This is a genomic window from Mesorhizobium sp. MC2-1-1, from assembly GCF_057597255.1.
In genome coordinates this window covers 942,646-956,847 of sequence record NZ_CP195205.1, presented here as the reverse complement: position 1 = coordinate 956,847, position 14,202 = coordinate 942,646, and the positions used below count along the sequence as shown (strand labels likewise).

Annotated in this window: 14 protein-coding genes; 7 read left to right on the top strand and 7 right to left on the bottom strand. The window is 66.3% G+C overall.

What is annotated here, in order from left to right; all coding sequences use genetic code 11:
- Positions 1-5: 5 nt before the first annotated feature.
- Positions 6-1,280: an NAD(P)/FAD-dependent oxidoreductase gene (locus tag ACR64R_RS04740; protein WP_487360529.1), complete on the top strand. Its 1,275-nt coding sequence runs from the start codon at positions 6-8 to the stop codon at positions 1,278-1,280.
- Positions 1,277-1,732 (top strand): MaoC family dehydratase, encoded by a 456-nt coding sequence (locus tag ACR64R_RS04735; protein ID WP_487360528.1) that lies wholly within the window; start codon positions 1,277-1,279, stop codon positions 1,730-1,732. The genes ACR64R_RS04740 and ACR64R_RS04735 overlap by 4 nt, the downstream gene beginning before the upstream one ends.
- A 19-nt stretch (positions 1,733-1,751) precedes the next feature.
- Here ACR64R_RS04735 and ACR64R_RS04730 read toward each other — a convergent pair whose 3' ends face one another.
- From ACR64R_RS04730 to ACR64R_RS04720, 3 genes are all read right to left on the bottom strand, one after another.
- Complete coding sequence (locus ACR64R_RS04730; RefSeq protein ID WP_487360527.1) at positions 1,752-3,305, bottom strand: bifunctional AfsR/SARP family transcriptional regulator/alpha/beta hydrolase; 1,554 nt, start codon at positions 3,303-3,305, stop codon at positions 1,752-1,754.
- 105 nt (positions 3,306-3,410) lie between these two features.
- Positions 3,411-3,656 (bottom strand): hypothetical protein, encoded by a 246-nt coding sequence (locus ACR64R_RS04725; protein ID WP_487360526.1) that lies wholly within the window; start codon positions 3,654-3,656, stop codon positions 3,411-3,413.
- Positions 3,657-3,842: 186 nt separating this feature from the next.
- A complete protein-coding gene (locus ACR64R_RS04720; RefSeq protein ID WP_487360525.1) occupies positions 3,843-4,124 on the bottom strand; it encodes a hypothetical protein in 282 nt (93 codons plus the stop codon).
- A 359-nt stretch (positions 4,125-4,483) separates the two neighbouring features.
- Between ACR64R_RS04720 and ACR64R_RS04715 the strand changes: the two genes are divergently transcribed.
- Positions 4,484-5,098: a cadmium resistance transporter gene (locus ACR64R_RS04715; protein WP_487360524.1), complete on the top strand. Its 615-nt coding sequence runs from the start codon at positions 4,484-4,486 to the stop codon at positions 5,096-5,098.
- 12 nt (positions 5,099-5,110) lie between these two features.
- Here the strand turns inward: ACR64R_RS04715 and ACR64R_RS04710 are convergent, their stop codons facing one another.
- The 4 genes from ACR64R_RS04710 to ACR64R_RS04695 all read right to left on the bottom strand — a co-directional run bounded on the left by ACR64R_RS04710 (position 5,111) and on the right by ACR64R_RS04695 (position 9,459).
- Positions 5,111-6,262 carry an NAD(P)/FAD-dependent oxidoreductase gene (locus ACR64R_RS04710; RefSeq protein ID WP_487360523.1) on the bottom strand — a complete coding sequence of 384 codons (1,152 nt, stop codon included), beginning with the start codon at positions 6,260-6,262 and terminating at the stop codon, positions 5,111-5,113.
- Positions 6,263-6,279: 17 nt separating this feature from the next.
- Complete coding sequence (locus ACR64R_RS04705) at positions 6,280-7,599, bottom strand: aspartate aminotransferase family protein (protein WP_487360522.1); 1,320 nt, start codon at positions 7,597-7,599, stop codon at positions 6,280-6,282.
- Positions 7,600-7,992: 393 nt separating this feature from the next.
- Complete coding sequence (locus ACR64R_RS04700) at positions 7,993-8,997, bottom strand: GlxA family transcriptional regulator (RefSeq protein WP_487360521.1); 1,005 nt, start codon at positions 8,995-8,997, stop codon at positions 7,993-7,995.
- A 114-nt stretch (positions 8,998-9,111) separates the two neighbouring features.
- Complete coding sequence (locus ACR64R_RS04695; protein WP_487360520.1) at positions 9,112-9,459, bottom strand: VanZ family protein; 348 nt, start codon at positions 9,457-9,459, stop codon at positions 9,112-9,114.
- 516 nt (positions 9,460-9,975) lie between these two features.
- Here ACR64R_RS04695 and ACR64R_RS04690 point away from each other — a divergent pair.
- Genes ACR64R_RS04690 through ACR64R_RS04675 form a run of 4 tightly spaced genes read left to right on the top strand, consistent with a single transcriptional unit; the run spans position 9,976 to position 13,842 of the window.
- On the top strand, positions 9,976-10,836 hold the full coding sequence (locus ACR64R_RS04690; protein WP_487360519.1) for an FAD binding domain-containing protein: 861 nt from the start codon (positions 9,976-9,978) through the stop codon (positions 10,834-10,836).
- Positions 10,836-11,312 carry a (2Fe-2S)-binding protein gene (locus ACR64R_RS04685; RefSeq protein ID WP_487360518.1) on the top strand — a complete coding sequence of 159 codons (477 nt, stop codon included), beginning with the start codon at positions 10,836-10,838 and terminating at the stop codon, positions 11,310-11,312. The genes ACR64R_RS04690 and ACR64R_RS04685 overlap by 1 nt, the downstream gene beginning before the upstream one ends.
- 3 nt (positions 11,313-11,315) lie before the next feature.
- A complete protein-coding gene (locus ACR64R_RS04680; protein WP_487360517.1) occupies positions 11,316-13,580 on the top strand; it encodes a xanthine dehydrogenase family protein molybdopterin-binding subunit in 2,265 nt (754 codons plus the stop codon).
- Positions 13,581-13,596: 16 nt separating this feature from the next.
- Positions 13,597-13,842 (top strand): MoaD/ThiS family protein, encoded by a 246-nt coding sequence (locus tag ACR64R_RS04675; RefSeq protein ID WP_042639658.1) that lies wholly within the window; start codon positions 13,597-13,599, stop codon positions 13,840-13,842.
- Positions 13,843-14,202 lie beyond the last annotated feature (360 nt).

Genomic DNA, 14,202 nt, shown 5'->3' with positions numbered 1-14,202 from the left:
CGACCATGGCAAGCAACCTTATCTCACTCACGGCTCCCCCCAAGCGTGGCCATTACGATGCGATCATCGTCGGAGCGCGCTGCGCGGGGGCGGCTACCGCGATGCTGCTCGCCCGCGCCGGCCTCAAGGTGCTCGCGATCGACCGCAAGCCCTACGGCTCCGACACGCTGTCCACGCATGCGCTGATGCGGCCCGCCGTGCTGCAGCTTTGGCGCTGGGGCCTGCTCGAGCCGCTGCTCAAAGCCGGCACGCCGCTGATCGAGACGACGACCTTCCACTATGGCGAGGAGGAGATCACCATCCCGCTCGCCCCAAGCGGGGACCTGCCCGGCCTGATCGCGCCACGTCGCACCGTGCTCGACCGCATCCTGGTCGATGCGGCGCGCAAGGCCGGCGCGGAAATCCTGCACGAGGTGGCGGTCGGCGATCTCTTCGCCGACACGCGCGGTCGCGTGCGCGGCATCGAAATCCGCGCCGCCGGCCGCGCATCGCTCCGGGTCAGCGCCGATATCGTGGTCGGCGCCGACGGCGTCGGCTCGCTGGTGGCGAAATGCGTCGACGCCCAGCCTTCGCGGCGCGGCGTCGTGTCGGCCGCCCATGTCTATGGCTACGCGCCGGTCGAGGCCGGCGCCGGCTATCACTGGTACTTCCGCGACGGCATCGCCGGCTCGTTCATCCCGACCAATGACGGCCTCGCCTGCATCGTGGCCTCCGTGCCGACGGGTCTGTTCGACCAGCGCTTCCGCCTCGGCCACGCCCGCGCCCGCATGGATGTGCTCGAGGCGCTTTCGCCGGCGCTGGCCGGGCAGGCCGCCCGGGCGCCGAAGGACGCCCGCCTGCAGGCCTTCCGCGGCGTGCCGGGCTATATCCGCCAGCCGCACGGGCCCGGCTGGGCGCTGGTGGGTGACGCCGGCTTCTTCCGCGATCCGATCACCTCGCACGGCATTTCCGATGCGCTGCGTGACGCCGAGAGTCTCGCGCGGGCGATCCTCGATGGGTCCGAAGCGGCGTTCACGGACTGGCAGCAGCAGCGCGACATGATCGCCAACCAGATCCTCGACACCACCGACGCGATCGCCGGCTTCGACTGGACGCTCAATGAGCTCGGCGAGCGGCATCGCCGCTTCAGCGCCGTGCTGAAGGCCGAGGTGCAGGCGCTGGCCGGGCAGCCGGCGCCGGTCCGCCGCGCCAGGCCCGCCACCTGTCGGGCCCCGGCCAACCAGGACAAACCCTCGGCCGGCCCGGACCTTTTTCGCAACGGAACCGGAGCAAGACCGTGACCGAACATGTCATGAAGGACGGCTGGATCGGCGTCGTCAAAGGGCGTCCGCAGCCGGGCGCCTTCGCGGAGCGTTCGCGTCGCACGCAGCCGCGGGATATCGACACCTTCGCCGCGATGACCGGCGACCGCAACCCGCTGCATTACGACAAGGCGCTGGCCGAGGCTTCCGTTTTCGGCAAGCTCATCGTGCAGGGCGGCGTCACGTCCGGCATCCTGAACGCCGTGGTGGCGCAGGACCTTCCCGGCCCCGGCTCGGTGTTCCTCGAAGTGTCGTGGAAATTCGTCAAGGCGGTCGGCGTCGGCGAATTGATCACCGGCCGCGTCGAGGTCAAGGAGGTGCGCGCCGACAAGCCGATCACCAAGCTGGAGACGTCGGTGCGCAACGAAGCCGGCGAGCTTTGCCTGACCGGCAGCGCGACGGTGTTCACCGTGCCGCTGGCCAAGAGCTGAGCGTTTCGCGAAGGGCTGGTTACACGCCCGCCGTCTCGGCGATGAAGGCGCGGACGTGGCCGATGAACTCCTCGAAGGCGGGCTCGCCTTCGAGGAGGATATGGTTCTGGCTCTCGAGCTCGATGAAGCGCGCGCCGGGGATGCCGGCTGCCAGGGTGCGCCCGGATTCGACGGGAGCGACATTGTCGTCCCGCGCGTGCAGCACCAGCGTCGGCACGCGCACCTTCTCCAGCAAATCGCTGACGTCGATGACCGAAAAGGCGCTCTGGAGGCGCCAGGCATCGTCGGGGTAGACGGTGCGCAGCATCAGATCGTCCATCCAGGCGAAGTGTTCGTGCGTGGCGCCTGGGATGAACATGGAGCAGAAGGCCTGGCGGAACATCGGGTTCGGCTTGCCCCAGCTCTCGCGCATCAGCGTTGCGGCGGCCTCGCGCGTCGCGATTTCGCCGGCGTCGCCGCGCGCCCGCCAGCCTTTGACGTAGCCGCCATAGAGGATCATGCCCGACACTTTCTCGGGGTGGCGGATGGCGTAGGCGATCGAAACCGCGCAGCTCTGTGACAGGCCGAGCAGGGTGAAGCGGTCGAGACCCGTCGCCTCGACCACGCATTCGAGGTCCGACAGCATGGTCTCGAACGAAATGTCGACGACGTGCCGTTGCGACAGGCCGTTGCAGCGCTCGTCATAGCGCACCAACCGGTTTTGGCGTGACAGTTCCCGCATCCAGTGCCGCCAGATCGGGCTGTCCCAGTCGAAGGTGAGATGCGACATCCAGTGCGCGGCGCGCAGGATAGCCGGGCCGCTGCCGGTGCTGGCATAAGCCAGCCTGGTGCCGTCGAGAGCCCGGCAGAATTGCACCGAGCGGCCGGCATCCTGCGCCGACGCGGCGGTTTTCGGCGGCGCCCGCTCCGGTCGCGCGGCCCCAGACTGCGGCGCGCGGCCCGTGGCTTGAGCGGCGGCCGACCGGACCTTGTCCTCCAGCGCCTCGATCTCGGCGCCGAGGCCGGCGTCGTCAGCCACGAGGCCGTGCAAGCGCCGGGCGAAAGGCAGCGCCCACCGGGGCTCGTCCGCCAGACGCTCGACCAGTTCGCGCAGGATGCCGATCTCGACGATCTCCACCTCGCTGGCGATCGCCTGCCGCCAGGATTCGTATTCGAAGCATCGTTCGAGCGAGAGATCGGCTAGAAAGCCGCCGCGGATCGAGGCCAGGACGGCTTCGAGCTCCTCGGTCGCGTGGGACGAAAGGTCGGCCTTCACCAGCGGCGCCAGCCGCGCATAGTCCGTCTCGAGATTGAGCGTCACGGCGTTGCGATCGGCGATGAGGGCGGATTCGTCGCCGTTCAGCACCTGGCGGATCTTGGACAGGCTCCAGCGCAAGGCGCCGCGCGGATCGTCGGGAATGTCCCAGAATATCCCGCACAGCCGCTCGCGCTGGTGCTGCCTGGCGGTGACGGCGAGGTAGGCGAGCAGCGCCCGCGTCTTGCGCGATGGCGGCAGGTCGAGCGGCTGGCCGTCGCGCATGACCTGAAGATCGCCAAGCACGCGCAGTTCCAGCCTGTGCCGACCGCCGTTCATGCGTTCACGCGCTTGTCGATCGCCATGATCCCCCTTTGGCCTTGGCCGACGCTGCGAAGGCGCAGCCAAATAGCAAGAATCGCTAATTTGGGAAAGCTTGGTGCATCAAGGCAGCAGGAGTTTCAGTCGGGAGAGCCTGAGGCGCGCGAGCCGCCGCGCGGGATTATGGAAGGCCTCAAGGCCGGCTTCCATGAGGAAGGCCAGCGTCATCAACTCGATCAGGAATTCGTCCGCCGCGTCGAAGGCGGCTCGTGAGCCGGTGGCGAGGTGCCTGAGCAGAGCGCGTGCCTCCTCGGCAGCATCGGCGCTGCCGGCGTCAATCAGCGCTTCGAGCCTCGTGAAACAGTCCATGTCGATTCTCTCCGCCCCACCAAGGCGATAGATCGAGCTGGCGGCGGAGACATCCACATATGTTAAGCGATCTGCTTCGACGATCCATTCACGCCTTTGCAGGAACGGTCATCGTTTCGTGCCGGGTCGCAGGCATCGAGCACACCAGCAAGAACCGCTGGCCCGGCGGCAGGCCCTGTGTGGAGATCAGTGCGGCGTGTCGCCGGCCATGTGCAGAAGCTCCCAGGCCGAGCCGACGCGGCTATCGAACTGCGAAGCAAAAATCCTGGCCTCGCTGTCCTGGAAGCCTTCGTCGACGAGCGCCTCGATGCTTCGTCGCAGCAAGGCGAGCTGCATCCGCCGCGCATGAATCTTGTCGGTTTCGCTCATGATGGCCGTGACGTGATAAGCAACGACAGGCTGGCCGAGACAGGACAGAAGCGCGCCCGATCCCGCCGTCGCCGCGGTGACTGCTTCCTCGATATTCATGCCGGCGCTCCTCATCAAAGATGCTGGGCGCCTCCCCGGCAGACGGCGGCGATGATCCGCCGCTTCTTTTCTGATTTCGGCAGCCGCGCGCTGATCCCTCGCGGCCAACACCAGTATCCTCCAGAACACTATTAAAGGCGACCGGATAGTTAATCGATGGTTAACGCGAACGCTCGCATCTTAGGCATGTCCAGACCCATGACGTCGGGCGTGCGACAAGCCACGCGATCATGTGGTTTTCCGGCTCCATGTGCTTGGACCAGCTCCACAATGTCCGCGGCCACGGAGCTTCCCGGCAACGCATTGACCCGACTGTGACGGCAGGCGACAAGTTGCGCCAATCAAGGCGGAATCTCCATATGCTCAGCACCATCGGCGTGGCCGCCACCCTATTTGCCGCCACCAACATCGACGACGTTTTCGTTCTGCTTGGCTTCTTCGGGCACCGCCAGTTCCGTCCTTATCAAGTTGTCATCGGGCAATGCCTGGGGTTCGCGGTGCTGGTGGCCGTCAGCCTGGTCGCATCGCTCGTTTCACTGGTTTTTGCGCCGGTCTATGTCGGTTTGCTCGGCTTCCTGCCGATCCTGATAGGTTTTAAGAAGCTCCATGACCTGTGGCGTGGGAGTGATGACGACGAGGCAAGCGCTCCCAAGCCGGGATTGGGAAACGTCCTTGCCGTGGCGACCGTCACGGTGGCGAATGGCGGCGACAACATCGGCATTTACACACCGGCCTTCGCCACAAGCAGCAAGGCCGAGATTGGCGTCACGCTTATGGTCTTCGCGATGGGCGTGGCGGTTTGGCTCATGTTCGCGCACTGGCTGGTGAACCACCCGGCCTTGGGCGCGCCAATCCGGCGCTATGGCCATTGGCTTGTGCCATTCGCCCTGATCGCGATCGGGGCCTTCATCATTTACGACGCCGGGTCATTGGCGTTGCTTCATGTTTCAAGCCGGCCTGCGACCGGCATCTGAGAGGATCGTCGGTCAGTGACCGGGGATGTTGCGCTGCGCCGACGGCGCCAGGCTCTGTGAACCCGGCACCGAAACCGGCGCGCCGTGAAGTACCCAGTCGGCCGCGATCTGGCCGATCACCGGGGCGAGCTGGATGCCGTAGCCGCCGGCGCCGGCGGCGGTGATCAGCGTTGGCTCCGAGGCATCGACCGGTCCGACGAAAGGGCGATGGTCGGCCGTGACGGGATACAGGCCCGCCCAGCCTCGGCCCAGCCGCGCGCCCGGCAGGTCGGGGACGCGTTCCAAAAGCAGCTCCGCCAGGTCGACCTTCGACTGCTCATCGCACTGGTCGTTGTAATTGTCGGAATCCTCCGGCGCGATCGACTTCACCTTGTGGATCTCGGCAATCAGCTCGCCCGGCTTTTCGTGGCGGAAATTGAGCCCGCTGCCTTCTCCGTCCACGAGGTCCATCACCATCGGCATCGTATAGCCGAGCGGCTCGTCGAGATGGATGACGACGGCCTCGTGGCGCTCGGGCCATATGTGCAGGGCCTGGCCGAAGAGGTCCGCGACCCGAGGCGCCCAGGCGCCGGCCGCATTGACCACGACCTGGCAATCCAGCGGGCCGCCATTGGTCTCCAGAGTGTAGCCGCCCGAGCGCCTCAGCACGCCGACCAGCTTGCGATACTGGCGGATCTCGCCGCCCTTCGCGCGCACCATCTGCGCCAGCAAATTGCACATCTCGTGCGGATCGAGGAAGCCGTTGTCGGGGCCGAACAACCCGCCTTCGAGCCCGTCGGGGTTGATGTGCGGAACGAGCTCCCTGAGTTCGTTCGCGCGGACGAGACGCGACCTCAAGCCCGCCTCGGCCTGGATCTCGACCGATCGCGCGAACAGCTCCATTTGGCTGGCCGTGCGCGCCAGCCGCAGATAGCCGATATGGTTGAAGCGAAGCCCCTCGCCTTCCCACTCGCGGAACCGGCGCAGCGAATGGGCGCGAAGCATGATCTCGAACGGGTCGGTGAATTGCGACCCGACGACGCCGACCGACCGGCCGCTCGACCCCGACGCGATCGACTGGGCTTCCAGCACCGTCACCCGGGCGCCCTGCTCGACGAGGTTGAGCGCCGTGCACATGCCCAGCGTGCCAGCACCGATCACCACGACATGAGGAAAAACTGTCATCTATGGTCCGCCTGCTTTCAGGACTGCGCGGCGACGTCGCCGAGGGTCTCGTCGATCGCCTGAAGGACGGCGCCGGCATCGTCCCCAGTCATCGGCGTCGAGAGCGCGAACAGGCCGTAGCTGGCGGAGAGCACGCCACGGCCGAGCAGGCCCTTGTGAAAGGCGTCGAATTTCTTCCGCTCGGCGTGGCCGGGATAGATGGAGCGGTAGTCCGTGACGGGGTGCGAGGTGAAGTGAACCTTGAACAGCGACCCAAGGCCGACGCATTGGCCCGCAAGCCCATGCTTCAGGAGCGAGGCGGTGACGCCGTCGCGCAGGAACGCGCCCAGCCGATCGAGATGGGCAAAGCTTTCCTTCGTCAGCGCACGCATCGAGGCAAGCCCTGCGCGCATCGTCACCGGGTTGGCGGTGAAGGTGCCGCCATGCGGAAGCGCCGGCTTGCCTGCGGTCGGATCGAACACCGCCATGACATCGGCGCGCCCGCCCACGGCGCCGACCGGAAAACCGCCGCCGATGATCTTGCCGAGCGCCGTCAGGTCGGGCTCGATGCCCCACAGGCCTTGCGCGCCCGACCATCCGAGGCGAAACGAGATGACCTCGTCGAAGATGACCAACGAGCCCGCCGCGTGGGCGATCTCGGCCATGGCGAGCAGGTAATCGCGGCGCGCCGGGATCAGCCCGGCACGGTTGGGCATCGGGTCGATCAGCACGGCTGCGATGCTGTCGCCCTCGGCGGCGAAGACGGCGCGCAGCGCCTCGGTGTCGTTGAACGGCACGGCGATCACGTCGTCCAGCACGCCGCGCGGCGTGCCCCTGGCATAGGGCGTCGATCTCGGCAGATCGCCCCAGTTGGCGGGCGACGAATCCAGGCTCACCTCGGCGAAATCGTAGGAGCCGTGATAGGCGCCCTCGATCTTGACGATCTTCGGCCGCAAGGTGAAGGCGCGCGCGGCCTTGATCGCCATCATCACGCCCTCGGTGCCGGAATTGGTGAAACGGACCTGGTCGACCGAGGGCAGCCGCTCGACCAGGAGTTCGGCGAGCTCGATCTCGCTCAGCGTCGGGGCGCCGAAGGCGGTGCCCAACGGCAGTTGCCCGGCCACGGCCGCGGTGACGTCGGGATGCGCGTAGCCATGGATCATCGCGGTGAAATTGTTGATGCAGTCGTAATAGACATTGCCGTCGACATCCCAAAGCCTGCAGCCCTCGCCGCGCTCGGCATAGATCGGGAACGGATCGACAAAGACGGTGGTGCGCGTATTGCCGCCCGGCATCACCTTTTTGGCGCGCTCGAACAGGGCTTTCGATCCGGGCATGGCTTCGGGGTAATGCGGCATGGCTCTCGCAGGCGTTGAACAGCGGCGACATAACCGCTCGCCTGCTAGCTACGGTCCGTTTGCGCGCCGGCGCAATCAGCCAGGCAGGGCATGCAAGCCTGCCAAGGCGCCGCCTTAGAGCGGTTCGGCGTTCCAGAGAATCGCGGAACCGCTCTAAGTCCTTGTTTTTCGCAATCCCGGACGGAAAACCGCTACGCACTTTTCCTGGAATTGCTTTAGACCGGTTCAGCGTTTCAAGGAATCGCGGAACCGCTCCAAGTCCTTGCTTTTCGCAATCCCGGACGGAAAACCGCTACGCACTTTTCCTGGAATTGCTTTAGAGCGGTTCAGCGTTTCAAGGAATCGCGGAACCGCTCCAAGTCCTTGTTTTTCGCAATCCCGGACGGAAAACCGCTACGCACTTTTCCTGGAATTGCTCTGGCCTTTCGCGACGGCTGCAACCCCGCGGTTCGGATGCCTGAGATTGGTCGGCGTTATGCCGGTCTGCTGGCGGAAGACGCGGCTGAAATGACCGGCGTTGGCAAAGCCGCAGCGATAGGCGATCTCGCCGATGGCAAGATCGCTGCCTTCCAGCAGGGACCTGGCGTAATGCACCCTGAGCGCCAGATAGGCGGCCATCGGGCCGATGCCGAGCTCGGCGCCGAACAGGCGCTCGAGCTGGCGGCGCGAGCAGTTCAGCCGCGCCGCGATCTCGGCCACCGAGAGCGTCTCCTGCAAATTGCTCTCCATCAGCAGCAGCGCACGCTTCACCGCGCGGCTCGCGGCGGCCGGGAAGAGGTCGCCGACCGGCTGCACGTCGCGGCTGGAGCGGATGCGGTCGAGAACCAGGATCTTCGCCGCCTTCTCCGCCGCCTTCTGGCCGATGAATTGCGAGACGAAATAGCCGGCAAGGTCGGCGGCGCCGGTGCCGCCGGCGCAGGTGGCGCGGCCACGGTCGACCGTATAAAGGCTGTCGGCATGGGCGCTCACATCGGGGAACTCGGCGCGGAAATCCTTGATGTGGAACCAGCTGACGGCGGCGCTGTAGCCGTCGAGCAGGCCGTAGCGCGCCAGCACGAAGCTGCCGGTGCAGAGCGCGGTGAGCGGCACGCCCTTCTCGGCGGCGCGCATCAGGAACGCCTCCTTTTCCGAGCTCAGCTTGCGGTTGGTGTCGAGCAGGCCGCCGACCACCACGACATTGTCGAAATCCTCCGGATTGCCCATCGCCCTTGTCGGCAGCAGCTCGACGCCGCAGCTCGCGCGGATCGGCAGGCCGCGCTCTCCGACGATCTCCCAGTCGAACTCGATCCTGCGGCTGCGGTCGCCCTCGTCGCCGGCGAGCCTCAGCGTGTCGATGAACAGCGAGAGCGGCGACAGGGTGAAATCGCGCACCAGCAGGAATGCGAACTTCTTGGCCATCTTCGTGCGGGACCGTCCCTCGTTCGAACGCAGCTTATGCGGAAATCCATGCGCCGGGCGCTCTGAATCCGACCTGCATCAGGTCGCAACACCACTCGGCCGCGAGCCGGCGGCTTAGCGTCGATCGGCTGCGCGGCTTGCCAAGGTGAGGACGAAGCGCCCCACGACGATCCCCGCGACACCCGCCGCCGCCTTGACGAGGGCATCGGCAAAACGCGCGTGCCGGCCGGGGTCGAAGAGCTGCAGGAACTCCAGCACGCCGGCCACCGCGCAAACGAAAATTACGGTCTGGACGACGCGGGACGGAAAGCCGAGCGCCAGGGCCACCCCCAGCATGACATAGGCCAGGGCACGTTCGATGTTGGCATCGCCCAGATGCGGCCGGAGCTGGATCGGCGACAGCGTTGCAAAGGTGATGAGGGCCAGCAGGGCGAGCGCGGCGAGACGGGAGATGAAGGTCATGCCCGCTCTTACAGGCCCAAGGCCGCGATAACAATATTTGCCCGTTCCCGCCGTGGATCGGCCCGCGCGTGCTCGCCGCCGGACATCGGGGACGAAGCCGTTATCGCCGCTCCCTGCCGGGAGACGGCGAAGCGCTCAGCGATGACGACAACCCATCCATTCGCCGTGTCGCCTGAGGCGAATATCAGTTTTGCGGTTTGTCGCGGAAACAGGCAATAATCGGCGAAGGCGCCGCCCCTCATCCGCCATTCGGGCACATTCCCGCCTTATCGTGGCCGGAGAAGAGACTGGCCGCGGCGCCCCGCGGCGCCGGTTTTCCTGCTGGAATGCCGGTTATCGGCGCGTCCGGCGTCCCGGGCATCAAGTTCGGGCATCAAGCCGCCGCCCTGCCCTGGTCCGCCCGCTGGGCGCATCTGGAACAGGGCTCTGGCCCAACCCGGACATGCACGAACGGGATGGCCATTATAACCAGACGCTTTATAACGGTCGCTGACAAAGCGATACCAAGGGGAGACGATGCGTTACATACGTCCGCTTTCAATTGAAGATGCCGTTGGCGAACTCGCCAAGGCGGTAGGACCGGCCGCGATCCTGGCCGGGGGCAGCGACCTTCTGGTCAGGATGAAGGGCGGCTTCGTCGACCCCGAGCTGATCGTCGACATCAAGCGCATTGGCGGCCTGAGCGACGTCACCGAGACGGCCGAGGGCTTCCGCATCGGCGCCGCCGTGCCCTGCGCGGTGCTGGGCGAGAACAAGGCGCTCAAGCAGGCATGGCCGGGCGTGGTCGAGGCCGCCAACCTGATCGGCTCCAAGCAGGTGCAGGGCCGCTGCACCATCACCGGCAATCTGTGCAACGCCTCGCCCGCCGCCGACAGCGTGCCGGCGATGGTGGCGGCAGGCGCAAGGGCCGTGGTCGTAGGGCCTTCGGGCAAGCGCACCATTGCCGTGGAAGCCGTGCCGACCGGTCCGGGCCGCACGTCTCTCGCCAAGGGCGAGATCATCGAGGCGATCCTGCTCGACAAGCGCCCGCCGCATGCGGGCGACGCCTATCTGCGCTTCATTCCGCGCACCGAAATGGACATCGCGGTGGTGAGCGCCGGCGTCAACCTGACGCTGGATGACAAGGGCGCGATCAGAAGCGCCCGCGTGGCGCTGGGCGCCGCGGCACCCACGGTGCTTCTGGTCGAGGAAGCGGGCCAGGTGCTGGTCGGCTCGAAGCTCGACGAGGACACGCTCGAGCGGCTGGCCAAGATCTGTTCCGGCGCCTGCCGTCCGATCGACGACAAGCGCGGCACCATCGAATTCAGACGGAAGGTCGCGGGCGTGCTTGCAAGGCGCGCCGCGGCAATCGCCTACAAGCGTGCGGGAGGCAAATAATGGCCGGTGTAGCTGTATCAACCACGATCAACGGCGATGCCGTCGAATATCTCTGCCAGCCCGACGAGACGCTGCTGGAAGTGCTGCGCGACCGGCTCGGCCTGACCGGCGCCAAGGAAGGCTGCGGCACCGGCGACTGCGGCGCCTGCAGCGTCATCGTCGACGGCAGGCTGGTCTGCTCCTGCCTGGTGCTGGGCGCGGAGGCCGAAGGCCGCAAGATCGAGACCATCGAGGGCATGGCGCATGGCGACCAGTTGCACCCGCTGCAGCAGAAGTTCCTGGAGCATGCGGCGCTGCAATGCGGCGTCTGCACGCCGGGCTTCCTGATCGCGGCCAAGGACCTGTTGGCCAAGAACCCCTCGCCCACCGAGGAGGAAATCCGCTTCGGGCTGGCCGGCAACCTTTGCCGCTGCACCGGCTATGACAAGATCGTGCGCGCCGTCCAGGACGCGGCCAACGTGATGAAGGGAGCGTAATCCATGAATTTCGATCCGCGCTTTTCAGGACGCAAATTCGCATCCGTCGGCACGCGCCCGATCCGTCCCGACGGCATCGACAAGGTGACCGGACGTGCCCGCTACGGCGCCGACTTCAACATGGCCGGGCAGTTGGTCGGCCGCGTGCTGCGCAGCCCGCACGCCCATGCGGTGATCAAGAGCATCGACACCTCGAAGGCGGAAAAGCTCGCCGGTGTGAAGGCGGTGATCACGGCCAAGGACCTGCCGGACCTCACCGACGGCGACGCCGCGATGTTCGACATCCTCGACAATTGCATGGCGCGCAAGAAGGCGCTCTATGACGGCCACGCGGTGGCCGCCGTGGCGGCGATCGACGCCCGCATCGCCCGCCAGGCGCTGAAGCTGATCGAGGTCGAGTATGAGGTGCTGCCGCATGTGACGGATGTCGACGAGGCAGCGCACCACCACGCGCCGCTGATCAACGACCAGGTCTTCACCGAAGGCCTCGAGGAAAAGCCGGTAAAGCCCTCCAACATCACCAAGCGCACGCAGTTCGGCCATGGCGATGTCCACAAGGGTTTTGCCGAGGCCGACTTCGTGGTCGAGCGCTCCTTCAAAACCGAGCAGACGCACCAGGGCTATATCGAGCCGCATGCCTGCGTGGCGAGCGTCAACCCGGACGGCACGGCGGACCTGTGGGTCTGCACGCAGGGCCATTTCGTCTACCGCCAGCATTGCGCCCAGTTGCTCGGGCTGGAAGCCTCGAAGCTGCGCGTCACCTCCTCGGAGATCGGCGGCGGCTTCGGCGGCAAGACCCATGTCTGGGCAGAGCCGGTGGCGCTTGCCTTGTCGCGCAAGGCCGGGCGCCCGGTGAAGCTGGTGATGACCCGCGACGAGGTGTTCCGCGCCTCGGGCCCGACCAGCGCCACCTCGATCGACGTCAGAATAGGCGCGAAGAAGGACGGCACCATCACCGCCGCGGAAGCGACGCTGCGCTATAGCTGCGGCCCCTATGCCGGCTCCTGGGCCGAGATCGGGGCGATGACTGCCTTCGCCTGCTACAAGCTGGAGAACGTCAAGACCGTCGGTTTCGAAGTGCTGGTCAACCGGCCGAAGACGGCGGCCTATCGCGCGCCGTCGGCGCCGATGGCGGCCTTCGCGGTGGAAAGCGCCATCGACGAGCTCGCCCACGAGATTGGCATGGACGCGGTGGACTTCCGCATCAAGAACGCCGCGCAGGAAGGCACCCGCGCCTCCTACGGCCCGGTCTACGGGCCGATCGGCATCGGCCCGACGCTGGAAGCGGTGAAGCATCATCCGCACATGAAGGCGCCGCTCAAGGCCAACCAGGGGCGCGGCATGGCCTGCGGCTTCTGGTTCAACTTCGGCGGCCAGACCTGCACGGACCTCAACATCGGCATGGACGGCTCGGTGTCGCTGGCCGTGGGCACGGTGGATGTCGGCGGTTCGCGCGCCTCGCTGTCGCTGGTGGCGGCGGAGGAGCTCGGCATCGACTACAGCCACGTCAAGGCGATCGTCGCCGATACGTCCTCGCTCGGCTACAACGACATGACCGACGGCAGCCGCGGCACCTTCTCCTCCTCGATGGCGACCATCTCGGCCGCCCGCAATGCGATCAAGATCCTGCGCGAGCGCGCGGCGCAGATGTGGGATATCCCGGTGGACGACGTCACCTGGGAAAAGGGCCATGCCATCGCCAAGGGCGAGAAATACGGCAACCTGTCGCCGCTATCCCTGAAGGAGATCGCGGCCAAGTCGGGCACGACCGGCGGCCCGATCGCCGGCCATAGCGAGCTCGTGGCCGACGGCGCGGGCGTTTCCTTCGCCACCCATATCTGCGACATCGAGGTCGACCCCGAGACCGGCTCGACCAGGGTGATCCGCTACACGGTGGTTCAGGATGCCGGCAAGGCGGTGCACCCGACCTATGTCGAGGGCCAGTACCAGGGCGGTGCCGCGCAAGGCATCGGCTGGGCGCTCAACGAGGAGTATATCTACGGCAAGGACGGGCGGCTGCAGAATGCGGGCTTCCTCGACTACCGCATCCCGGTGTGCTCCGACCTGCCGATGATCGACACGCAGATCCTGGAAATCCCCAACCCCAACCACCCCTATGGCGTGCGCGGCGTGGGCGAAACCTCGATCGTGCCGCCGCTGGCGGCGATCGCCAACGCGGTGTCGAACGCTGTGGGCGTGCGCATGACCCACATCCCGATGTCGCCGCCACGCATCCTCGCGGCGCTCGACGCGGAACGGGAAGGCTGAACCGGGACTGACGGCGATGGTGGAAGTCACCCTCTGGGGCTCCCTCAGCGCCGTCGCCGGCGGCAAGGCCAGGCATGAGATCGAGGCCAAGGACATAAGGGAGCTGTTCCGCAAGCTGGCGGAACAGTATCCCGGCATAGAGCCATGGATCGACCGCGGCATCGCGGTCGCCATCGACGGGACGATCTATCGCGATACGTGGAGCAAGGAACTGCCAGAGGGGGCGGAGATTTTCCTGCTGCCGAGGTTGGCTGGGGGGTGAGCGCGAGGTTATCGCGCGACTCGCGATGGCCTCTTGCCCCCGATTACTGTGATTCCTGCTTGGGGTCGGCCTTCATTCGCCGGCGTCTTCAGCAGCCAAAGTCAAGCTCGGAGCAAATCCCCGGCAACCGCATCCAGCCATTTACCGAGTTGTGCGGATGCATGGAGGTCCTTGCGGACCGTGGGGGCATCCGCCTATCGCCTGAGGCCGAAGAAGCTCAGGACGGCGAGGACGACGACGACGAGCCCGACAATGTAGATGATACTGTGCATGGTTGATCCTCCTGTGGAGGATAAACAATTAGCGCCCACTAACGTTCCGTCGATCAGGCAAGTTCGAACGTCAGTCTGGCCAGGCTCG